This is a genomic window from Desulfoscipio gibsoniae DSM 7213, from assembly GCF_000233715.2.
Lineage (GTDB): Bacteria > Bacillota > Desulfotomaculia > Desulfotomaculales > Desulfallaceae > Sporotomaculum > Sporotomaculum gibsoniae.
The window spans coordinates 2,497,472-2,518,245 of the sequence record NC_021184.1 but is presented as its reverse complement, the minus strand read 5'-3'; the positions used below and the strand labels follow the sequence as shown (position 1 = coordinate 2,518,245).

Genomic DNA, 20,774 nt, shown 5'->3' with positions numbered 1-20,774 from the left:
TCCTGGCGAAATTTTCATAATATACAAATGTCCATATTGTAAGAGTTTCCCGGGGGGTTTTAATTATGGGCACAAGGCCTAAATAAGGATGCTTCAAAAGCCCTAAGACTAAATATGATTTTTGATTACATAAATAAAAAAACGCCGTATGGTGGTGTAACTGTTAAGGATCTTGCAAAAAAATATGAGGTATCTGAGCGGCAAATTCATCGTGATCTGAACACTATTCAAAATGACTTAAAAGTCCCGCTAATAAAAAATGAGCGATTTTTAACTTTCCCGCCGGGAAGTCCCCGTCCTGAGCCTTCCTTGCTCGCGAAGCGAGGGCGAAGGGCGGGGATGAGAGGCGGGCCTTGTTTTTCCAGGAACCCTTGTCTTATTTTGGTTCTGTTGTTACAATATAGCCATGAAATACCAACTTGATAGAGGCTGTCATTCAGTATATTCCCTTCGTCCATTACATCTGCTGCGTCAAATACCGGCGCAAATTTCTCACGCCGGAAATATCAGAGTATCTAAAGAAGGTAAACCAAGACATAGCCGGCAAGTTTGGTGTACAGATAATTGAGCAAGAAACTGATAGGGATCACATCCACATTATCTTTGCATCAAAACCGGAAGTTCAGCTTTCCAAGTTCATCAACTCCTTAAAGTCCACTTCAGCCAGGCTGATATTCCGAGATCATCCCGAAATTAAAAAAGAGCTTTGGGGCGGCAACTTCTGGTCGCCAAGCTATTTCTTATCCACTGTGGGGGAGGTGAAACTGGAGGATGTCAAATAATATGTCCAGTCCCAAGGAAATCCGTAATTACAAATTTCGTATCTACCCAAATAAAGAGCAGGAAAGTAAGCTAACTAATTGGTTGACCACCTGCCGTATAATTTACAACTCGGCACTGGCCGACCGGAAAAACTACTATGAACGCACGGGCAACGGGCTAACCAGGATAGCACAACAAGAAACTCTCAAAGCCGATAAAGCAAAGCACCCGAAGGTTAAAGAAGTTCATTCGCAAGTAGCCCAGGAGGTTTTGTTCCGCGTGGAACGCGCCTATAACAACTTTTTCCGTCGCGTGCAAGCCGGAGAGAAACCCGGTTATCCTAGATACAAAGGACCGGGGCAGTATAAATCCCTTACCTTCACCCAGTTTGGCGATGGCCTTGGTGCCTCGTTCCAAAATGATAAACTAAAACTATCCAAGATCGGCTTGGTTAAAATAGATTTGCACCGGGAGATACACGGTCAAGTCAAGATATGTACCATAAAGCGTGAACAGTCCGGCAAATGGTACGCCGTACTGGCGGTGGAAGAATACCCGGTGTTATTCTCCCCCAATTGGCAGACCATTGGCCTGGATGTGGGAATAAAGGAGTTTGCCGTACTCTCCAATGGAGAGAAAATAGCCAACCCCAAGCATCTGCAAAAATCCGAACGAAAACTGAAAACACTGCAAAGAAGCTTATCACGTAAGAAGAAAGGTTCAAAGAACCGAGCCAAGGCCAGGAATAAACTTGCCAGGCAACACGAAAAGATACGCCACCAGCGCAAAGACTTCCACCATAAGATATCCGATCAATTGGTATGGAGATACGGCAAGATCGTAGTGGAAGACTTGCAAATAACAAACATGGTACAAAACCATAAACTGGCCAAGAGCATATCCGACGCCGGGTGGGGCGAATTCATCTCCATGCTAACCTACAAGGCTGAGAGTGCCGGTAGGATGGTGGAGAAAATACCCCCTTACGGGACAACGCAGCAGTGCAGCCGGTGCGGTAGTATTGTCAAGAAAGACCTGTCGGTAAGAATACATGCCTGCCCACATTGTGGCCTTGTCCTTGACAGGGACCACAATGCAGCAATAAATATTCTACATAAGTCTAAAGCATCATAGTTCAAAAAACTGTGCCGCTGGGACGGCGGTCACATGCCTGGGGAGCTAGGTTGCAGTAAGGACCTACTATGAACCAGGAAACTCCGTAACTTTGTTTTACTCATGGAAGCCCCTTCCTGAGCGGAGCGAAGGGAGGGGGTAGTTCACATGGGCGTAAAAACACTTATTATTACCTGGAAGTGGGATATTTACCCAGTTTAAGCCCCGAAAAGGCCACAATCCTTTTCTTAAGTTTGTTGCAGCAGAAAGGGTCCGCTCTTGCCGGCCACCTGAATGAACTTAAAGATGTTCTGGTTTCCACTTTGTTTAAATACCACTATAACCCCGCTGAACTGGCGGTGGAAAAATTGCAGAACCGTATTCACCTGGTGGAGGAGGAACCGGCTAAGCCGGAGTGGGTGGGTGATATATTTGCCAAGCTGGTGGGAGCGCTAAAATATTGTTACCGGGTCAAGATCAGGTATTTTGTTGCATATAGTAGACAGATAACAGAGCGGGTGGTAGAGCCTTACGGCCTTATTTGTAAGAGGCAAAACTGGTATCTGGTAGCTTTCTGCCTGAAGCGCCAGGATATACAGGTGTTTAGAGTTGACCAAATTATTGATACCATTCCTTATATGACGGAAAAGTTTAATTATCCAGAGAACTTTAAACTTAAAGATCATATGGCGCAAAGCTGGGGAGTGATTAACGACGGAGAGGTATGCCAGGTAAGGCTTAAATTTAGCCCTAACGTGGCATTTCGGGTTAAAAACATTATCTACCATCCTTCCCAGGTAATTAAGAGGAAATGGACGATGGGTCAGTTATCGTTTCCTTTTATGTGTACGGCATTGCTGAAATGAAGACTTGGATAGTGCAGTGGGGGGATGCCGTTGAAGTGCTGGAGCCGGACTGGCTCAAGGAGGACATGTGTGAAATGGTGGAAAGTGTATTAAAATTGTATCGCAATAGGGAATGTGAAATATTACGTGTAAATGATTTTTCCTCTTAACACAAAACTATCTTAGTTAGAATCAACTAGGTAGCCCTTTATATGGAGAGGGGCCTGTGTTAGCCTGTTGCGGCGGGAGACCAAAGCGTAGCGTGGACTCCCCGGTGGGCTCCCAGAAACACAGGCCCAGAGGCTCCATGTCAAGGGCTACCGGTCGGTTTGTTGGCCGGCTAACTTTTATATGGCCATCTCTGATTCTATCCTATCACCAAAGTATATGACAAATTGGGAGATGCAATTTTTCCAATCTTTAACTGGCATAGTCCATTTTTTTGCTGCTTCAACGGTGGCCAGGTAAATAATTTTCTTCAGTGAATCGTCTGTTGGATAGGCAGTTTTAGTTTTGGTTACTTTCCGTAGTTGCCGGTGGTAACCCTCGATGATATTAGTAGTATAAATCATTTTACGGATTTCATATGGGTATTTAAAATAAGCTGTTAACTCAAGCCAATTCTTTTCCCAGGAACGAATTATAATGGGATGTCTTTTACCCCAGTTTTCTTTGAATATTTCAAAGGCTAACTCAGCCTCTTCCAGGGTTAATGCCTGGTACACTTGCTTAAGATCAGCCATCAACTCCTTTTGTTCTTTGTATGGCACATACTTCAGGGAATTACGGATTTGATGGATTATGCAAAGCTGAATTTCGGTATGGGGGAAAACAGTGTTTATGGCCTCAGAAAACCCGGAAAGCCCGTCTTTACAGGTAATCAGGATATCTTGCACCCCCCTGTTTTTGAGGTCATTACATACACCAAGCCAAAAGCTGGCACTTTCATTTTCCCCAATCCAGATGCCAAGTATTTCTTTTTGGCCTGCCATATTTAGGGCCAACACACTGTAGGCCGCCTTGTTTATTATCCGGTTATCTTTACGTACCTTGAAATGGATAGCATCAAGGAAAACAATAGGGTATATACGGTCAAGTGTCCGGGACTGCCACTCTGCAATCAGTGGTAGTATTTTGTCTGTTATCTTGCTGACCATGGTAGGGGATACGTCGATACCGTAGATATCCCTCATGTGGTCCTCAATATCACGTGTAGACATACCCTTGGCGTACATGGCTATAATTTGGTCTTCAAGCTGGTTGGATGTCTTTTCATATTTACCGATAAGCCTTGGTTCAAATTCACCATTACGATCCCGTGGGATTTCCACTTCTGTCTTGCCGAACTTAGTCTGGATAGTTTTCTTATTGTAACCGTTGCGACTGTTGCCAGTATTATTGCCTTCAATGCTGTGTTTTTTATACCCGAGGTGCTCTTCAATTTCAGCCTCGAATATCTGCTGCAAGGTGTCCTTGAATAGATTCTTGAGCATCTCATGTACGTCTTCTACGGTGCGGCAATCCTTTGCTAATTCCTTGATCGTTTTGTCTTGCATGGCTTGCATAAATGGTCATCTCCTTTATTGGTAGTTATAACCATTTACACTAAATTAATTACGTTCTCTCGCAATAACGAATAAACACCCCCGAATATTCATTGGTTATCCTCGGGGGTTTTATCGTTCGTCTGGAGAGGATTACTTTCTAATATATTTTCCACTTCTTTAAATCCTGTTGGAAATGCGTAATTGTAACGTGCAGGAAGCGCAAAAACGTGTCTGGTGTTACGGCCAAGTTCATTAGGCCCCATAGGCGCTGCACCAATATGAAATTTTCCTTGCTGAAGTGAATTCCATTGGGTAAGAGTAAATATCATGATAGGTATATCCTGTCGCTGGTTTTGAGTAGTCCATTGAGGATGTCTAATGGAAATCATCGGACCAGTTTCAACAGTCTTAACACCTTGTGGGCTTTCTGGAGCGGAACCCTCCCATTTGTCAGTTACGATCGAATAACCTTTCCAACTCTCCGGTAAGGAAAAACTAAAGCCATATTGGGTATTTCTGTAGGCAATTGAGTTAGTTTTCTCGTACGCGACGAGCGTGACAGCGTCAATAAGCCAGCGATTATCGATTTTCTTTACCACGAGAGTAATTGGCCACTTTGCGGCAACCCCGCCGCTCACCTTCTCCGTGCTCGTTATTTCAATGATTTCGCCTTCAACTTCGTACGTATCTTCCGATAATTTTTCAATGGATAAAATTTCTATGCGCTCCGGCCACGGACTTGAAAGCATCCGCCCGGGAGCATTTAGAGGATCGCTTTGCCATTCTGCAAGAAGTGTGGGGGATACGAAATCGCTATAGTTTTCTTGCATACTCTTACTCACTATATCCTTAGGGGCTTGAAGCGAGACTTTTTGGAGTTTGCTGCCGAAATCCTCAACCAGGTCGGCAACTGCCTCCTTATCGCTTTCACCGGTTTGTTGAGAGCTTTCTTGGGGTAGTTCATCTTTTTTATCAGCCTCGTTCCCCCCACTGGTATAACCAAAGAGAGAAACACTTAACAATAACACAAGTGCAAACAAAAATGGATTTTTCATGTTGCATCCTCCACCTGAGTAATTATCTTCAATTACTTGACGTTTAAAGCCTCTCTTAGGTTCCATTACACGTTACCGGTAATTGGTGATAATGATCTACATTAGGTTCCTCTAGTTAACCTACTTTCTAGATATAAATTAAGTCAAGCTGGGCATTGACAAGTCAACCCTGTTTTCCTGTAAACGCCGGCACTTTTGCCCTTCCTGCCATCAAAAACGCGTGGTGTAATATGCGATTCTCCGACTCCTCGCACCGCTTCGAAATTCACTTCGGGGTTACTTTATAGAATTTCTTACTGGTTCGTGCTTGTCTGTACGGAATGGCCGTGCACGTTAGTAACCATCATTCCAACTATGTTTACCCACCGGCCCTTTTCGGTGCATCTTTCCCAGACGATACGAGGTCTCTTGAATCACGTGGTTGTCTTCCATACCATGCCGCCCGCACACACCTTGGTACGACGGGTAGACTAGAACGCTTTCGCCTCCATAGTGCAGGCTCAACCTTGCCCCGTCTTTGGCCGACCGGTTCATCCTTGGGGTAGCCTTTAATTACGGCCTGGTACTTCTCCTCAAGCCCTTCAGACCTCACCTCACGATGAGCGCCCTGCCCTCCGGGTTTTACCCGGCCCCTGAGGCATTACCCCCAGCTTATGAAAACTCAATTTACCCCAAAATTTAGTGAGACCAAGGAAAGATTACCTTTTCCTTGGTCTCATAGATAATATCACGTTTCCTTATAGAGTGCGCGTTAAAATGATACAACTAATTGCTTTGTTCATTAAGAAATATTTTTGTCGTTCCTTTGCTGATTTTGAATTCGCCAATGACAGTTTTACCGTCGACATCATATAGCGGAATAATTCTAGTGCTAGGTGTGTTACGCTGTATTTCCAAAGCTTCCTTTGGCGTCTTGGGCTGCTTTCCGTTTAAATCTTTAGATAGAACGTAACCAATAGTGCCGTCCTCACCTTCTGCAAGAATTAAATCTGGTTCATTTTCTTCCGTCGTTGCGTTTGCTGCAGAGCCATATGTCTGGCCATTCTCGTTTATCTGATAAACGGGAGCGAGTTCTTGGTTTTGGTTAGCTATTGCAGGGCCAAAGCCAAAGATTCCTAATGATAAGCCGGAAATAAGGGCAACACCGGTAATTACTATTCGTCCAACAAACGACTTAAGCCACATTTTGTTTCCCCCCTTAATACTTAATTATTCGGTATACTTAATATTCGGGCTTTGATATGTGTAATATGAATAGTATCCATCGCCGTTATAAGCTTTAGTCATGCCTTTCTTTATGATATCTAAGGGACAAATAAATAGTCAACAAGCTTTGCCTATTATGCAACTATATGGTTGTATAATGTCCTAAAATGTTTCCCTAAATTTGCCTCGAAGCCAAACCAATACTTCAAAATGTTTGCAAAAGTATTAAGTAAGAGTATGAAAAGCTAATACTAGCGTTAGGGTTTAATAACCCTGACGATTTTTGCCGGCTTTTGGGCCCTAATAGCCCGAAAGCAGAACAGTAAAATCCGGCTTTACCGCGGGTGGCCGGGTGCTGGGCATAACCGCGCGGGCTGTGGGTATCCCCGAGGCCATTGAACTCGCTTATCAAGGCGTATCTCGGGTGAAGTTCAGCGGTATGCATTACCGCAAGGATATAGGTAAAAAGCTAATGAACAGGTAGCCAACGTATACGATTTACAAATGTATCCGAACTATAACCTCCGGGTTTTCCCCGGGGGTTTTTGCCTTTCCGTTTTATACATTATATAATATTAAAAAGTCTGAAAGGTGGAATTATAGTATGTCGGATAATAGAGTTGTTAGATATGTGGATTCTGTGAAATCTAAAAAAGTAAGGGTCTGGGGAAAAGGACAGCTAACCATACCGGTTGAAATTAGAGAAAGGCTTGGTATCAAAGAGGATTCTTATTTGGAAGTATTTCAAATTGGTAAGGCTATCGTTGCAATACCTGAAAGGTTGCTTATCAAAGAGTTGGCTGATAATTTTCAGAAAGAAATGTTTAACGATGACATTGATCTAGAGAAATTACTTCTAGAGTTGAGGGAAGGCAATCACGCTTATGAAACGGAATAACATCTTCTTGGACAGCAGCGTGATTATAGCAGGTCTAGCTTCAAAAAAGGGTGGTTCTTATGAGGTCTTGGTACTGGCTGAGTTAAACATTATAATCCCGTGCATTTGTGAGAATGTTGTAAGCGAAGTATATCGTAATGTGCAAAAGAAGCTTCCTGCTGGTCTGGTGCATGTATATTCGCTGTTTAAAAATTTGCCATTTAAATTAATAGACCCAACCGAGGAAGATATAGAAAAAGCTAAAAAAATGATTAACGAGAAAGATGCTGCTATTTTAGCAGCAGCCATAACGGGGAAAGTTGATTGGTTGCTAAGCTTGGACAAACATTTTCTAGAACTGGACCTGGGGGATAAAATCGGCATGAAAATTAGTTCACCGGGAGAATTTTTACATAAGTTTCCTTTCTAATTCGATAGACTCTTGATTTTTTCTTAATGAGCTTGTTCGAAAAGGTAGGCTTTGGTGCCGGATGTTGAAAGGTTGAAAATCAAAGATTTTCAACCTTTCAACACCCGGCACCTATCAAGTCGACGAAAGCTTTAAGGGACGGAGCCTCTCTTTTTTATATTAACACTTTACCGAAAAAAAGGATTTGTTTACAGGTTGTCGAACTGCATATTAGGTAACCAGAAATAACAACCTAAATATGTATTAATAAACCTGGGAGGAATAATAAGGTGGCTTACACCGGAAAATTACGCGATCCTTTACTGGATCAACTTTTTGACGCTATTTTAAAGCTCAACAATACCGATGAGTGTTATCAATTTTTTGAGGACGTTTGCACGGTTACAGAATTAAAAACCATGGCGCAGCGGTTGGAGGTGGCCAGAATGCTGCAAGGTAACTTCACTTACGGTGAAATTGCTTCCCGTACGGGGGCCAGCACGGCCACCATTAGCAGAGTGAAGAGATCTTTGAATTACGGCGCGGATGGTTATAAGACAGTACTGGACAGGCTGCAAAGCGCAGGTGATGCAGGTGAAGATAAAAATTAATGTTGACAGTAGAGAGATACTGCTTTAATATTTTATTGTATCATCGCTTTAATGTATTAAAGGAGGGCATTTTTTGATTCGCATAATAAGATCAGTGGATAAAGCCCTGTCCAATCTGTTACAAAGTAGAACTGTGGATTTGGAAAAGGTTGAGAATGTAGTGAAGGATATTATTAATGCTGTCCGGGATGGTGGAGATGACCAATTATGTGCCATAACCAACAGGTTGGACGGTGCTGATCTGGCACCTTCGGACCTTCCGGTGGGGGATGCTGAAATAAAGGCTGCTTATCAAAAGGTAAGTGATCGTTTTTTAGCAGCATTGCGTGTGGCCGCCCAAAATATTTATCGTTATCACTGCCGCCAGCTGCGCAATTCGTGGATCGACCCGCAACCCGACGGTACCATGCTGGGGCAGATAATCTCGCCCCTGAGCAGGGTGGGTATCTATGTGCCCGGGGGTAAGGCGTCCTATCCTTCCTCGGTGTTGATGAACGCAATTCCCGCTGCAGTGGCGGGGGTTAAGCAGATAGTGATGGTTACGCCACCCGACTCCAGCGGCGCGGTGAACCCCTATACACTGGTGGCGGCCGCCGAGGCGGGGGTGACAGAGATTTACCGGGTGGGCGGGGCCCAGGCTGTAGCTGCGCTGGCCTATGGCACTCCAACCATTGCCCGGGTGGATAAAATAACGGGTCCGGGAAATATTTATGTAACGGCGGCCAAACGGCAGGTGTTTGGCGCGGTGGATATAGATATGCTGGCCGGCCCCAGTGAAGTGCTTATTGTTGCCGATGAATCGGCCAGTCCAGAGTTTGTGGCTGCGGATATGCTGGCCCAGGCAGAGCATGATGAACTGGCCTCATCCATACTGGTGACGCCGGTGGTTGGGTTAGCCGAAAAGGTGCAGCAGCAAATCAGTAAGCAGCTCGCTAAATTGAGCCGGCGCAAGGTAGCCGAAAAATCAATTAACGAAAGAGGGGCCATCATTATCACTGCTACCCTGGATGAGGCTGTCCAGGTGGCCAATTCATTTGCTCCCGAGCACCTGGAGTTGCTGGTGTCCGATCCCTATCGCTGGCTGGGGTCAGTGAACAACGCCGGGGCTGTTTTCCTTGGACATTATTCACCCGAGCCGGTGGGCGATTACATGGCCGGTCCTAATCATGTGTTGCCTACAGGTGGTACGGCCAGATTTTTCTCACCCCTCAATGTAGATACCTTTATGAAAAAAACCAGTTTAATTGGGTATTCCCCCAGGGCACTGGCCAGGGACGGTGAGCATATTGTTGCACTGGCCGGCACGGAAGGGCTGGACGCCCACGCGGCATCCGTGCAATGTAGATTGTCGGTGCTGGCCGAAAGCTTGAATGATGGATTGTCCGGTGCACAGAATATTAATAGCGGTGCAATCAGCCACGGGCTGCCTACCCTACCCGCATTAACCGATAATAAATATGCTCCGCGTAATTTGCCGGGCATGTCTGGGATCAAGCCCGGCTTTGGCGACTTGCCCGGGCGGACGCCGCCGCAAAAGGGGAGCAATAACCCGGCAACTAATTTTAACCGGTGGAATAACAACCCGGGGGAAGGGGAAAGACGCTGATATGGAAAATCGATTTGACCCTGGCCGGTTGGTGCGGAAAGGTCTTCAGGAACTGGTCCCTTATCAAGAGATAACTTATCCGGGGGTGATTAAACTTAATGCGAATGAAAACCCCTATGACTTTCCCGAGGAAATACGGCTGGCCATTAATGAAATGCTGGGACCGCAGTCTTTTACCCGCTATCCGGATGCCATGGCGCAACAGCTCGTGCAAGAACTGGCCCACTGTCACGGTGTAAGTGCTGAACAAATTATGGTGGGCAATGGCTCGGATGAGCTGATCTTGGATCTAATGCTGACTTTTGGTGCCGGAAACCGGGTGGTGATTGCCGTGCCCACCTTTTCCATGTATGGTATCCATGCCCGGGTGGCCGGTGCTGAAATAGTGGAAATACCCAGGCAGTTTGATTTTGAACTGGATGTGCCGGAGATTGTCAGGGCAAGCGGCGATGCAGCTTTGGTGGTACTTTGTTCACCTAATAACCCCTCCGGTAATTCGGCCACAGTGGAACAAGTGCAGTCCATACTGGATAACTGTCCCTGCCCTGTGGTGGTGGACCAGGCTTACGTTGAATTTGGCGGTCCGGATTTCCTGCCGCTTCTGGACAGGTATCCCAACCTGGTAATTTTGCGTACCTTTTCAAAAGCTTACGGTCTGGCGGGTCTTAGGGTGGGCTATTTATTTGCTCAGTCTCAAGTGCTGCAGTATCTTTTTAAAGTTAAACAACCGTTTAACTTAAATACTTTCTCCCAGGTGGCTGCGCTTACCGTGTTGCGTCACCGGGATGTCTTCGCCCCGCAGGTGGCTGAGATAACCAGGCAAAGGGACATATTATATAATACAATGCAACAAATGCCAGGTTTTGATGTGCTGCCTTCGGATGCCAACTATTTAATGTTTAAAACTGGTTATTCGGCCGCGGATGTTTTTGATGGTTTACTCTCGCGGGGTGTACTGGTGCGTAATTTTGGTGATCCGCTGTTATCTCAATATCTGCGAGTATCCGTGGGGCAAACCGAGGAAAATGTGATTTTTTTACGCTCATTACAGCAGGTTATTGCCATGCTTGGGGAGAAAGATTGAATGGAAATAAAAAATATGCGCAGTGCGGAAATCAATCGGGAAACAAACGAAACCTGTGTATCGCTGTACCTGGCCTTGGATAGTACCGGTAAATCTGAAATCAATACAGGCGTGGGTTTCATGGATCACATGCTGGACCTGCTGGCCAAGCATGGCGGCATGCAGCTTAAGCTGCTGGTCCGGGGTGACCTGGCGGTGGATGCCCATCATACCGTAGAGGATGTGGGCATCTGCCTGGGACAGGCGCTTAAAACAGCGCTGGGTGACAAGCACGGCATAGAAAGATATGGACACGTGCTGCTGCCCATGGATGAGGCACTGGTGGCGGTAGCCCTGGATTTTAGCGGTCGCGGCTATTTAGCCTTTGATGTGCCGCTGCCCACCGCAAAAGTGGGGGATTTCGATACCGAGCTGGTGGAGGAGTTTTTGCGGGCCTTTGCTACAAACGGTGCGTTAACCCTGCACGTGCACATGATGGCCGGCAAGAACACACATCATATCATAGAAGCTGTTTTTAAGGGATTGGGCCGTGTTTTGCGCTCAGCTGCTGAAATTAAAGACCCCCAAAGGGGATTGCCTTCCACTAAAGGTGTACTTTAATTGGGAGAGGGGAAAAATCTTTTGATTGCCATTATTGATTATGGTATGGGCAATTTGCGCAGCGTTGCCAAAGGTTTTGAAAAGACGGGCGTCACCGTGGAAGTAACCTCAGACCCACAGGTGCTTAAAAAAGCCTCGGGGGTTGTTTTGCCCGGTGTGGGGGCATTTTCCGATGCCATGAATAACCTTAAAGCGCATGGCCTGGTGGATGCTATATATGGTGTTATTAATGCAGGTAAGCCTTTTTTAGGTATTTGCCTGGGGCTGCAGCTGTTGTTTCAGTCCAGTGAGGAATGGGGCACTACCGCCGGACTGGGTGTGTTTCCTGGTCGGGTAAGGCGTTTGCCGCCCGGGCTCAAAATTCCGCACATGGGCTGGAATACATTGTCGTATAAAAAAAACTGTCCGCTTTTTCGGGATATCCCAGAACATGCCGCGTTTTATTTCGTTCATTCCTATTATGTGGAACCTGCCGATCCGGAGTTGACGGTGGTTACCACTGAGTACGGCATGGAATTTACTTCCGTTGCCGCCAAGGCCAATGTGTTTGGTATTCAATTTCATCCGGAAAAAAGCAGCGCCCTGGGCCTGCGCATTTTAGAGAATTTTGGGAGGTTGGTTGAAAAATGTTAATTATCCCGGCTATAGACCTGCGGGCTGGGAAGTGTGTACGCCTGGTGGAGGGTAAACTGGACCGCGAGACCGTCTATTCCAATGATCCGGCCGCTGTAGCCCGAGTATGGCAGGGCAGCGGTGCCCGCATGCTGCACCTGGTAGACCTGGATGGCGCCTTTGCCGGCTCGCCCAGGAACCTGGAAACTATTCAGGAAATTATCAAAGTTTTAAATATACCAGTGCAAGTAGGGGGCGGCATTCGTGATTTGATCACCGTTGAACGGTTACTGCAAATGGGAGTGGCCAGGGTTATTTTGGGTACGGTGGCCATCCAGAACCCGGCGCTGGTGGCGGATGCCTGTGCGCGCTTCGGCAGCGAACATATTGTGGTGGGTATTGACGCCCGCGATGGTAAAGTGGCCATTGAGGGCTGGGGGCTGACTGCGGAAAAGGATGCATTGGAATTGGCTGATGAAATCAGCCAAATGGGGATCACCAGGGTGGTATTCACTGATATTTCCCGCGACGGTACTTTAAAGGGGCCAAACACTGAGGCTATTAAAAAGTTAGCTATGTCCAGTAAAATGAAAGTGATTGCCTCGGGTGGTGTGTCCACCATAGAGGATATTGTTGCGCTTAATGAGCTGGCTCCCCTTGGTGTTGAGGGAGTTATCGTAGGTAAAGCGCTATACGCCGGTACTGTAAACATTGACGAGGCCCTGGCATTAGAAGGGAAAAAACAGTCAGTATCATGTTAATGAAAAGAATCATCCCTTGCCTGGACGTCACCGGCGGGCGTGTGGTCAAGGGTACCAACTTCGTTAATTTAAGGGATGCGGGGGATCCAGTGGAACTGGCCGCATTTTACGACCGGGAGGGTGCGGACGAGCTGGTTTTTTTGGATATCACCGCGTCCGCCCAGGGGCGTAAAACTGTGCTGGATATGGTGTACCGCACGGCTGCCGAGGTATTTATCCCCTACACCGTAGGCGGGGGAATCAGCACATTGGAGGACATCCGGGCCATGCTTTCCGCCGGTGCGGATAAAGTTTCTATTAACACCGCTGCAGTGAAAAATCCCCGCCTGATCGCCGAGGCGTCGGCCCGGTTCGGCAGCCAGTGTATTGTGGTGGCCATAGATGCCCGCCGTGTGGGGCAAGATAAATGGGAAGTATATATTCACGGGGGACGTACACCTACCGGCATTGATGCTGTGTCCTGGGCGGTGCGGATGGAAGAGTTGGGGGCTGGTGAAATATTACTGACCAGCATGGACCGGGACGGAACCAAGGATGGTTATGACATACCACTGACCAAGGCTATTGCCCGGTCTGTGCAAATACCGGTGATTGCCTCCGGCGGGGTCGGTGACCTTGATCATATTGTTGACGGGCTCACAATTGGCGAGGCCGATGCCGCTCTCGCCGCTTCCATTTTTCACTTTGGTACCTATTCCATTGCACAAGCCAAACAGTATTTACAAAAACACAATGTGCCCGTGCGCATTTAGCTTAACAAAACATTAAATATAACTGAGGTGTGTGACAAGGTGCAAGTAAAGCAAATAAGACCTGAAGAACTTAAATATAACAGTGATGGATTGATACCGGCCATTGTGCAGGATGTGGCGACCAAAGAAGTACTGATGCTGGCCTATATGAACAGCGAATCGGTGGCCAGAACGCTCTCCACCGGTGAAACCTGGTTTTGGAGCAGGAGCAGGCAAAAATTTTGGCATAAGGGTGAATCATCCGGTAATGTACAAAAAGTAAAGGAACTGTATTTTGACTGCGACCGGGATACTTTGCTCTTGCTGGTGGAGCAAAAGGGTGCGGCCTGCCACGAGGGGTATTACAGTTGTTTCCACTACGCGCTGGCAGGGGACGGTACAGTTACCGTTAAGGGAGAACCACTGTTTGATCCCGAAGAAGTATACGGTAAAGAAGGAAAGTAGTTGTTGATTTTGCGCAGACGGTATGATATATTTTTCAGCCGGGGGGCATTGGCCCTCTGCTTTGAGCTGTAGGGAGAAAATAGAACTGTGATTACCGCTATGTAAAGCCACCGCAAGGTGGCATTTTAATCTAATATTACCGTGGATTTAGTATATTTTAAATTTTGTGCACATGCAGTGTCGCATATTAGTGAAAAATAAGTTGGAGGTTGTTATGGATTTAACCGCGCTGAATGAGGCGCAGAAAAAAGCAGTTACTTACCATGACGGGCCGCTTTTGGTGCTGGCCGGGGCGGGCAGCGGCAAAACCCGGGTGCTCACCACCAGAATTGCTTATTTACTACTGGAAAGGGGTGTTGACCCGTATAACATTTTAGCTATCACGTTTACCAATAAAGCGGCCAGGGAAATGCGGGAAAGGATTGCGGCCGCAGTACCGGAGCTGGTGCATGATCTCTGGGTGTTTACCTTTCATGCCACTTGTCTGCGTATTTTGAGACGGCAGTCCGGATTTGCCGGGTATACAGCTAATTTTGTCATTTACGATGCGGATGATCAGAAAACTGTTATTAAGGAGTGTCTCAAGGAATTAAACCTGGATGATAAAAAATTTTCTCCGCAGGCTATGTCGGCGGCCATATCTCAATCTAAAAATATGCTTTACGGGCCGGCGGAGATGGAAAAGAAGTCTTACGATTATTTCAGCCAAACTGCCTGCAAGGTATATAAACTTTACCAGGACAAGCTGCGGCAAAATAACGCGCTGGATTTTGATGACTTGCTGATGCAAACAGTGCGGCTGCTGCAAAATAACCAGGCTGTGCTGGACTATTACCAGGAGAAATTCCGTTACATACTGGTGGATGAATACCAGGATACCAACCATGCCCAGTATGTACTGGTTAATTTATTGGCTCAGAAGTATCGCAATTTATGCGTGGTGGGAGACCCGGATCAGGGTATTTACGGCTGGCGGGGGGCGGACATTCAAAATATCATGAGTTTTGAGCGGGACTACCCGGATGCTGCTGCCATTGTTCTTGAGCAAAATTACCGTTCTACCCGCACTATACTGGAATCCGCCAATGCAGTAATCCGGCATAACCAGGACCGCAAGGAAAAAAAGCTGTGGACCGCCGGATCTCCGGGCGATCCCGTTACAGTTTTTACTGCTCGGGATGAGCATTCCGAGGCGCGTTATGTGGTGGACCGGATTAGTCGCTGGCACCACGTATTTAAAAAACCGTACCGGAATTTCGCAGTTTTATATCGCACTAACGCCCAGTCCCGGGTGCTTGAAGAAAAATTCCTAACCACCGGAATACCGTACACCATCGTGGGCGGGCTGCGCTTTTATGAGCGTAAGGAAATTAAGGACCTGTTAGCTTACCTGCGGCTGCTGGTCAACCCTAATGACCGGTTGAGCCTGCGGCGGGTTATTAATGAGCCTAAAAGGGGCATTGGTGCTGCATCATTAAATAAAATATTTACCAGAGCGGATGAGACCGGCCAGGCGCCCCTTACCCTGTTGGAAAACGCTTCCAGTATTCCCGGCCTAACCGGCAAAGCTGCTAATGCAGCCCGGTTTTTTGGCCAAACTATGGGTGATATCAGAAAACGGATGTCAGCTTTGCCTATTACTAGACTGGTGCAGATGGTGCTGGAGGAAACCGGTTACTGGCAGGCGCTGGATAACGAGCGTACTGTGGAATCCAGAACCCGTATGGAAAACCTGCGTGAGTTTTACTCGGTTACCGGTGAGTATGATGGGCTGGGTGATGGCAGTGGCCTGGAGGATTTCCTGGCTTCTCTGGCCCTGGTTACGGATCTGGATAATTATGAGCAGGACGCGGACCAAGTTACTTTAATGACCATGCACAGTGCCAAAGGGTTAGAATTCCCTGTGGTATTTATAACTGGCCTGGAAGAAACCGTCTTTCCTCACTCCCGTTCTATGGATGACAGGTATGAATTGGAGGAAGAAAGAAGGCTGTGTTACGTGGGCATAACCAGGGCGATGGAGCACCTGTATCTGACCCATTGCTGGCAGCGTACCCTTTATGGTTATACCAGGATGAATGAGCCTTCCCGCTTTTTACAGGAATTGCCCCCTGATTTGCTGAACACCCAGGATCCTTTGGATAAACAAGTAAGGAGCAGCACGGTTAAGGAACCTTCTTCAGCTAATCCAGCAAACATGGGGCCACTAAAGGACAGTCAAGCCGGTCAGCGTCCGGGCAAAAATATATTCTATAGCGCCGGGGAACAGGTGTACCATCGCAAATGGGGGCAGGGCACCATCGTCGATGTAAGGGGTAAAGGAGATAATGCCGAGTTGAAAATAGATTTTCCCGGGCTGGGTATTAAGACGCTCCTGGCCCGCTACGCACCGCTGGAACGTTAGAAGGGGGATTGAGTCATGGGCGGCGGGCATGAACAGATTCGCCAAACTATTGATAAGCTGCGCCGGGAAATTGAACAGCATAATTACCGGTACTACGTGCTGGATGCGCCAACTATAACGGATACGCAATATGACCGGTTGATGGCGGATTTGCAGCAAATGGAGAGGGAATATCCTTTTCTTGTTACTCCGGATTCGCCTACCCAGCGGGTGGGGGGTAAACCCCGGGAAGGTTTTGCCACGGTACAGCACACGATAGCGATGCTCAGCTTGGCCAACGCCTTCGGCGATGCAGAACTTATAGAGTTTGATCGCCGGGTTAGGGGGACTTTGGGTAATGAGTCTTATGATTACGTGGTGGAACTGAAAATTGATGGTTTGGCGGTGTCGCTGACCTACCAGGATGGTATTTTGGTTCGCGGGGCCACCCGGGGTGATGGTGCAACCGGGGAGGATATCACCGTCAACCTGAAGACAATCCGCAGTATACCGCTGCGCTTGCATAAGCCGGTGGACTTGTTGGAAGTGCGGGGTGAGGTGTACATGCCCAAGAAGTCCTTTATAGAATTAAACCGCCGGCGTGAGGAGCGGGGTGAGCCTCTTTTTGCCAACCCGCGCAATGCGGCAGCCGGCTCACTGCGCCAGCTGGACCCGGCGGTTACAGCCGGACGCAATTTGAGTATTTTTGTTTATGGTATTGGTGCCGCAGAGCTTCCCGGTGAGGGGTTGCCGGAATCGCACAGTGAAAGTTTGAAATGGCTGGAGAGCCTGGGACTACGTGTTAATACCCACCACCAGCTTTGCCGGGATATTGGCGAGGTGATCAGCTATTGCCGGATTTGGCAGGATAAAAAGGCAGCCCTGCCCTATCAAATAGATGGTATGGTGATTAAAGTCAATTCACTGGACCAGCAGTCCGCCCTGGGTGCCACCATGAAAAGCCCCCGTTGGGCGATAGCCTTTAAATTTCCCCCCGAGCAGGCCCAAACCATTGTGCGGGATATAATTGTCAGTGTGGGGCGCACGGGGGTAATCACACCCACCGCGCTATTGGATCCGGTGTCCGTGGCGGGTTCCACCGTCAGCAGGGCTACTTTACATAACGAGGATATCATTCGGGAAAAGGATATTCGCATTGGTGACCGGGTGATTATTCATAAAGCCGGTGATGTGATACCCGAAGTGGTGGAGGTGTTAAAGGATCATCGCACAGGCGGGGAAAAGATGTTCAGTATGCCGGTTGAGTGTCCGGCCTGCGGCGCTGAGGTGGTACGCCTCAGCGGAGAAGCTGCCCATCGCTGCACAGGGGCCGCCTGCCCGGCCCAACTGCTGGAGGGGCTGATTCATTTTGCCTCCCGGGGGGCTATGGATATAGCCGGGCTGGGACCGGCCGTGGTTACTCAGTTGGTGGAGGCCGGGCTGGTTGGGGATGTTTCCGATTTATACAACCTGACCGTAGAACAATTGCTGAGGCTGGAACGGTTTGCGGACAAATCAGCGGAAAACCTGGTGCGGGCCATTGAGGCCAGTAAAGAAAACCCATTACACCGGCTGATATTTGCGCTGGGCATCCGGCACGTGGGTGAGCGGGCGGCCCGTGTACTGGCCGAACATTTTGGTGATCTGCGCAGGCTCATGGATGCTGATTGTGAAGAATTGATCGCTATTATGGAAATAGGCCCTAAAATAGCCGAGAGCGTGATTAACTTTATGCGCGAGCCCCAGAACCGGGCTTTAATTGAGCGGCTCATCGAACACGGCGTCAATGTGGTGGCCGAGGCTGCGCCCGCAGCCGGGTCAGGCGGCCCGTTGATAGGAAAAACCCTGGTGCTGACAGGCACCCTGGCGGCGCTGAAAAGGGATGAGGCCAAAGAGTTAATTGAAAAAGTCGGGGGCAAAGTGTCCTCATCGGTAAGCAAAAAAACCGATTATGTGGTGGCGGGTGAAAATCCAGGCAGTAAGTATGAGAAAGCCGTCAAGCTGGGTGTGCAGGTAATTGGTGAAGAGGATTTATTGGATCTGGTAAAATCCCATCACTAACCAGGGGGCATTCTTGGCTATAATATGACTATGTAACTATCTGGAAATTAATTTTACATTCTACTATTAATACCGCTCGTGTGTCAGGGATGTTTTTTAGCGGGTTGACCGGGCGCTTTTCGGTTTCGAAAGTGGATTATCTATACAACTACCGGGCGGTATTGGCTGAGTTGCCCGCTTTGGGGAGCTTTGGTATAATAATGTCAGTTTTTGATAGATAAGGAAGGTGTAGCATCATGGTTAGTATCAAAGATGTTGAACACGTGGCGGTGCTGGCACGTTTGTCATTTACCGATGAGGAAAAGCAAGTTTATGCCAAACAGCTTAGTGATATATTGGAGCACGCTCGTAAACTGCAGGATTTGAATACTGATAATATACCGCCCACCGCGCATGTATTGCCCTTACAGAACGTCTTTCGGGAAGACCGGGTGGGCGAGCATATGCTGGTGGACAAAGTGCTGGCCAATGCACCAGATCGGCAGGATAACTTTTTTAAAGTGCCCAAAATTGTTTAGTTGCTTGAAAAAAGTATTTACCCGACAAGACTATGTTTATTGGATCAATGGTTGGAGGGAAATGTATTGCAATTACATTACTTAACTGCACACCAGTTACATGATATGCTGGTTAGCAAGAAAATCAGTGCTGAGGAAATTACCAGGTCAGTATTTGACCGCATCGAGCAGGTGGAGGAAAAGATACGTGCCTACGTTACTTTGACCAAAGAACAGGCAGTCAGCTGTGCCCGTTTGGTGGACAAGGCCAGGATGGAGGGTGAAGCATTGCCGCCCCTGGCTGGTATACCGGTAGCTGTAAAGGATAATATGTGTACCAAAGGGGTGCGCACCACCTGTGCATCCAAAATTTTATATAACTACATACCCCCTTATAACGCTACCGTCATGGAACATTTAAATGAAGCCCGAGCCGTTATGGTGGGGAAAACTAATATGGATGAGTTTGCTATGGGTTCATCCTGCGAAAACTCGGCTCTTTTTACCACCTGCAACCCCTGGGATACCAACCGGGTGCCGGGTGGGTCCAGCGGCGGTTCGGCGGCCGCAGTGGCGGCCGGGGAAGCTATCCTGGCCCTGGGTTCGGACACCGGCGGTTCTATCCGCCAGCCGGCGTCATTTTGTGGGGTGGTGGGCATGAAACCCACCTATGGTGCAGTATCTCGTTATGGATTGGTGGCTTACGCCTCCTCGCTGGACCAGATCGGCCCCTTTGCCAGGGATGTTACAGACTGTGCTCTGCTGTTGAATGTCATTTGCGGGCATGATCCGCTGGACTCTACATCGGCGCCATATGATGTGCCGGATTATACTTCATTTCTTACCGGGGATATCAAGGGCGTAAAAATAGGGGTGCCCCGCGAATATATGGGTGAAGGCATCGACCCGGCGGTCAGGGAAGTCATAAAAAAAGCCATTGATATATTTACCGGGCTGGGCGCTGTATTGGAGGAAACCACTCTGCCTCACACCGAGTACGCCCTGCCGGCCTATTATCTAATTGCCCCGGCCGAGGCCAGTTCCAACCTGGCCCGCTATGATGGGGTGCGCTACGGGTACCGGGCTGAGGACGCCGGAGACTTGGTAGATATGTTCGTGAAAACCCGCAGCGAGGGATTCGGCCCCGAGGTGAAAAGAAGAATTATGCTGGGCACCTATGCCCTTTCCGCAGGCTATTACGATGCCTATTATAACAAAGCTTTAAAAGTACGTACGCTGATTAAAGCTGACTTCGACCGGGCCTTTGAACAATTTGACCTGTTGCTGGGGCCCACCGCCCCGGTTACCGCATTCAAGCGGGGTGAAAAGGTGAACGACCCGCTGCAGATGTACATGGTTGATATCTGCACTCTGGCGGTCAACCTGGCCGGTATTCCCGCCATTTCCATCCCCGCCGGTATGGTCGACAACCTGCCCGTAGGGCTGCAATTAATGGGCCGGCCTTTCGGCGAGGGTGATATACTGCGGGCTGCCTATGCCTTTGAACAAAATACCGATCACCACCGTAAGTTACCCGAGTAAATCCCTG

At 48.0% G+C, this 20,774-nt stretch carries 21 protein-coding genes and 1 pseudogene; 19 read left to right on the top strand and 3 right to left on the bottom strand.

Annotation, left to right across the window (positions count from 1 at the left end; translation table 11 throughout):
• Nucleotides 1–419 precede the first annotated feature (419 nt).
• From tnpA to DESGI_RS26680, 4 genes are all read left to right on the top strand, one after another.
• Nucleotides 420–782: an IS200/IS605 family transposase gene (gene tnpA / locus DESGI_RS11820; RefSeq protein WP_015617972.1), complete on the top strand. Its 363-nt coding sequence runs from the start codon at nucleotides 420–422 to the stop codon at nucleotides 780–782.
• Nucleotides 772–1,896: an RNA-guided endonuclease InsQ/TnpB family protein gene (locus DESGI_RS11815; protein WP_052543943.1), complete on the top strand. Its 1,125-nt coding sequence runs from the start codon at nucleotides 772–774 to the stop codon at nucleotides 1,894–1,896. The genes tnpA and DESGI_RS11815 overlap by 11 nt, the downstream gene beginning before the upstream one ends.
• Before the next feature lie 302 nt (nucleotides 1,897–2,198).
• Nucleotides 2,199–2,741, top strand: a complete 543-nt coding sequence (locus DESGI_RS26085) for a helix-turn-helix transcriptional regulator (RefSeq protein WP_281168042.1) — start codon at nucleotides 2,199–2,201, stop codon at nucleotides 2,739–2,741.
• Nucleotides 2,738–2,890: a WCX domain-containing protein gene (locus DESGI_RS26680; protein WP_281168041.1), complete on the top strand. Its 153-nt coding sequence runs from the start codon at nucleotides 2,738–2,740 to the stop codon at nucleotides 2,888–2,890. Before DESGI_RS26085 ends, DESGI_RS26680 begins: the two co-directional genes overlap by 4 nt.
• A gap of 177 nt (nucleotides 2,891–3,067) precedes the next feature.
• Here DESGI_RS26680 and DESGI_RS11805 read toward each other — a convergent pair whose 3' ends face one another.
• From DESGI_RS11805 to DESGI_RS11790, 3 genes are all read right to left on the bottom strand, one after another.
• Nucleotides 3,068–4,285: an IS256-like element ISDgi1 family transposase gene (locus DESGI_RS11805; protein WP_006520307.1), complete on the bottom strand. Its 1,218-nt coding sequence runs from the start codon at nucleotides 4,283–4,285 to the stop codon at nucleotides 3,068–3,070.
• Between the two features lie 89 nt (nucleotides 4,286–4,374).
• Nucleotides 4,375–5,322 carry a hypothetical protein gene (locus DESGI_RS11800; RefSeq protein WP_006523129.1) on the bottom strand — a complete coding sequence of 316 codons (948 nt, stop codon included), beginning with the start codon at nucleotides 5,320–5,322 and terminating at the stop codon, nucleotides 4,375–4,377.
• Between the two features lie 765 nt (nucleotides 5,323–6,087).
• On the bottom strand, nucleotides 6,088–6,507 hold the full coding sequence (locus DESGI_RS11790) for a hypothetical protein (RefSeq protein ID WP_006523127.1): 420 nt from the start codon (nucleotides 6,505–6,507) through the stop codon (nucleotides 6,088–6,090).
• Between the two features lie 367 nt (nucleotides 6,508–6,874).
• Here DESGI_RS11790 and DESGI_RS23825 point away from each other — a divergent pair.
• The 15 genes and pseudogenes from DESGI_RS23825 to gatA form a co-directional block, all read left to right on the top strand.
• A pseudogene (locus DESGI_RS23825) lies at nucleotides 6,875–7,012 on the top strand (phosphoribosylglycinamide synthetase C domain-containing protein); the annotation flags it as partial.
• Between the two features lie 120 nt (nucleotides 7,013–7,132).
• The gene (locus tag DESGI_RS11785; RefSeq protein WP_006523126.1) at nucleotides 7,133–7,426 is read left to right on the top strand and encodes an AbrB/MazE/SpoVT family DNA-binding domain-containing protein; all 294 of its coding nucleotides are present in this window, start codon (nucleotides 7,133–7,135) and stop codon (nucleotides 7,424–7,426) included.
• Complete coding sequence (locus tag DESGI_RS11780; RefSeq protein ID WP_006523125.1) at nucleotides 7,413–7,835, top strand: putative toxin-antitoxin system toxin component, PIN family; 423 nt, start codon at nucleotides 7,413–7,415, stop codon at nucleotides 7,833–7,835. The genes DESGI_RS11785 and DESGI_RS11780 overlap by 14 nt, the downstream gene beginning before the upstream one ends.
• Nucleotides 7,836–8,104: 269 nt before the next feature.
• Nucleotides 8,105–8,425: a YerC/YecD family TrpR-related protein gene (locus tag DESGI_RS11775; protein WP_006523124.1), complete on the top strand. Its 321-nt coding sequence runs from the start codon at nucleotides 8,105–8,107 to the stop codon at nucleotides 8,423–8,425.
• Nucleotides 8,426–8,498: 73 nt separating this feature from the next.
• Nucleotides 8,499–10,031, top strand: a complete 1,533-nt coding sequence (gene hisD, locus DESGI_RS11770; RefSeq protein ID WP_006523123.1) for a histidinol dehydrogenase — start codon at nucleotides 8,499–8,501, stop codon at nucleotides 10,029–10,031.
• 1 nt (nucleotide 10,032) lies between these two features.
• Nucleotides 10,033–11,115, top strand: a complete 1,083-nt coding sequence (hisC, locus tag DESGI_RS11765; RefSeq protein ID WP_006523122.1) for a histidinol-phosphate transaminase — start codon at nucleotides 10,033–10,035, stop codon at nucleotides 11,113–11,115.
• On the top strand, nucleotides 11,116–11,715 hold the full coding sequence (gene hisB, locus DESGI_RS11760) for an imidazoleglycerol-phosphate dehydratase HisB (protein WP_006523121.1): 600 nt from the start codon (nucleotides 11,116–11,118) through the stop codon (nucleotides 11,713–11,715).
• Nucleotides 11,716–11,736: 21 nt separating this feature from the next.
• Nucleotides 11,737–12,348: an imidazole glycerol phosphate synthase subunit HisH gene (gene hisH, locus DESGI_RS11755; protein WP_006523120.1), complete on the top strand. Its 612-nt coding sequence runs from the start codon at nucleotides 11,737–11,739 to the stop codon at nucleotides 12,346–12,348.
• The gene (gene hisA / locus DESGI_RS11750; RefSeq protein WP_006523119.1) at nucleotides 12,342–13,088 is read left to right on the top strand and encodes a 1-(5-phosphoribosyl)-5-[(5-phosphoribosylamino)methylideneamino]imidazole-4-carboxamide isomerase; all 747 of its coding nucleotides are present in this window, start codon (nucleotides 12,342–12,344) and stop codon (nucleotides 13,086–13,088) included. Before hisH ends, hisA begins: the two co-directional genes overlap by 7 nt.
• Complete coding sequence (hisF, locus tag DESGI_RS11745; protein WP_041284870.1) at nucleotides 13,082–13,840, top strand: imidazole glycerol phosphate synthase subunit HisF; 759 nt, start codon at nucleotides 13,082–13,084, stop codon at nucleotides 13,838–13,840. The genes hisA and hisF overlap by 7 nt, the downstream gene beginning before the upstream one ends.
• A 39-nt stretch (nucleotides 13,841–13,879) precedes the next feature.
• Nucleotides 13,880–14,284 carry a phosphoribosyl-AMP cyclohydrolase gene (gene hisI, locus DESGI_RS11740; protein ID WP_006523117.1) on the top strand — a complete coding sequence of 135 codons (405 nt, stop codon included), beginning with the start codon at nucleotides 13,880–13,882 and terminating at the stop codon, nucleotides 14,282–14,284.
• Between the two features lie 214 nt (nucleotides 14,285–14,498).
• On the top strand, nucleotides 14,499–16,688 hold the full coding sequence (pcrA, locus tag DESGI_RS11735) for a DNA helicase PcrA (protein ID WP_006523116.1): 2,190 nt from the start codon (nucleotides 14,499–14,501) through the stop codon (nucleotides 16,686–16,688).
• A 15-nt stretch (nucleotides 16,689–16,703) separates the two neighbouring features.
• Nucleotides 16,704–18,728 carry an NAD-dependent DNA ligase LigA gene (ligA, locus tag DESGI_RS11730; protein WP_006523115.1) on the top strand — a complete coding sequence of 675 codons (2,025 nt, stop codon included), beginning with the start codon at nucleotides 16,704–16,706 and terminating at the stop codon, nucleotides 18,726–18,728.
• Nucleotides 18,729–18,964: 236 nt separating this feature from the next.
• The gene (gene gatC, locus DESGI_RS11725) at nucleotides 18,965–19,246 is read left to right on the top strand and encodes an Asp-tRNA(Asn)/Glu-tRNA(Gln) amidotransferase subunit GatC (protein WP_006523114.1); all 282 of its coding nucleotides are present in this window, start codon (nucleotides 18,965–18,967) and stop codon (nucleotides 19,244–19,246) included.
• Between the two features lie 66 nt (nucleotides 19,247–19,312).
• Nucleotides 19,313–20,767: an Asp-tRNA(Asn)/Glu-tRNA(Gln) amidotransferase subunit GatA gene (gene gatA, locus DESGI_RS11720; protein ID WP_006523113.1), complete on the top strand. Its 1,455-nt coding sequence runs from the start codon at nucleotides 19,313–19,315 to the stop codon at nucleotides 20,765–20,767.
• Nucleotides 20,768–20,774 lie beyond the last annotated feature (7 nt).

Coding starts and splice junctions, on each gene's coding strand:
- DESGI_RS11780 (WP_006523125.1), top strand. CDS start 7,413: ATGAAACGGAATAACATCTTCTTGGACAGCAGCGTGATTATAGCAGGT.
- DESGI_RS11785 (WP_006523126.1), top strand. CDS start 7,133: ATGTCGGATAATAGAGTTGTTAGATATGTGGATTCTGTGAAATCTAAA.
- pcrA (WP_006523116.1), top strand. CDS start 14,499: ATGGATTTAACCGCGCTGAATGAGGCGCAGAAAAAAGCAGTTACTTAC.
- DESGI_RS11815 (WP_052543943.1), top strand. CDS start 772: ATGTCAAATAATATGTCCAGTCCCAAGGAAATCCGTAATTACAAATTT.
- hisB (WP_006523121.1), top strand. CDS start 11,116: ATGGAAATAAAAAATATGCGCAGTGCGGAAATCAATCGGGAAACAAAC.
- hisF (WP_041284870.1), top strand. CDS start 13,082: ATGTTAATGAAAAGAATCATCCCTTGCCTGGACGTCACCGGCGGGCGT.
- hisC (WP_006523122.1), top strand. CDS start 10,033: ATGGAAAATCGATTTGACCCTGGCCGGTTGGTGCGGAAAGGTCTTCAG.
- ligA (WP_006523115.1), top strand. CDS start 16,704: ATGGGCGGCGGGCATGAACAGATTCGCCAAACTATTGATAAGCTGCGC.
- hisA (WP_006523119.1), top strand. CDS start 12,342: ATGTTAATTATCCCGGCTATAGACCTGCGGGCTGGGAAGTGTGTACGC.
- DESGI_RS11805 (WP_006520307.1), bottom strand. CDS start 4,285: ATGCAAGCCATGCAAGACAAAACGATCAAGGAATTAGCAAAGGATTGC.
- gatC (WP_006523114.1), top strand. CDS start 18,965: ATGGTTAGTATCAAAGATGTTGAACACGTGGCGGTGCTGGCACGTTTG.
- DESGI_RS11800 (WP_006523129.1), bottom strand. CDS start 5,322: ATGAAAAATCCATTTTTGTTTGCACTTGTGTTATTGTTAAGTGTTTCT.
- DESGI_RS11790 (WP_006523127.1), bottom strand. CDS start 6,507: ATGTGGCTTAAGTCGTTTGTTGGACGAATAGTAATTACCGGTGTTGCC.
- DESGI_RS26680 (WP_281168041.1), top strand. CDS start 2,738: ATGAAGACTTGGATAGTGCAGTGGGGGGATGCCGTTGAAGTGCTGGAG.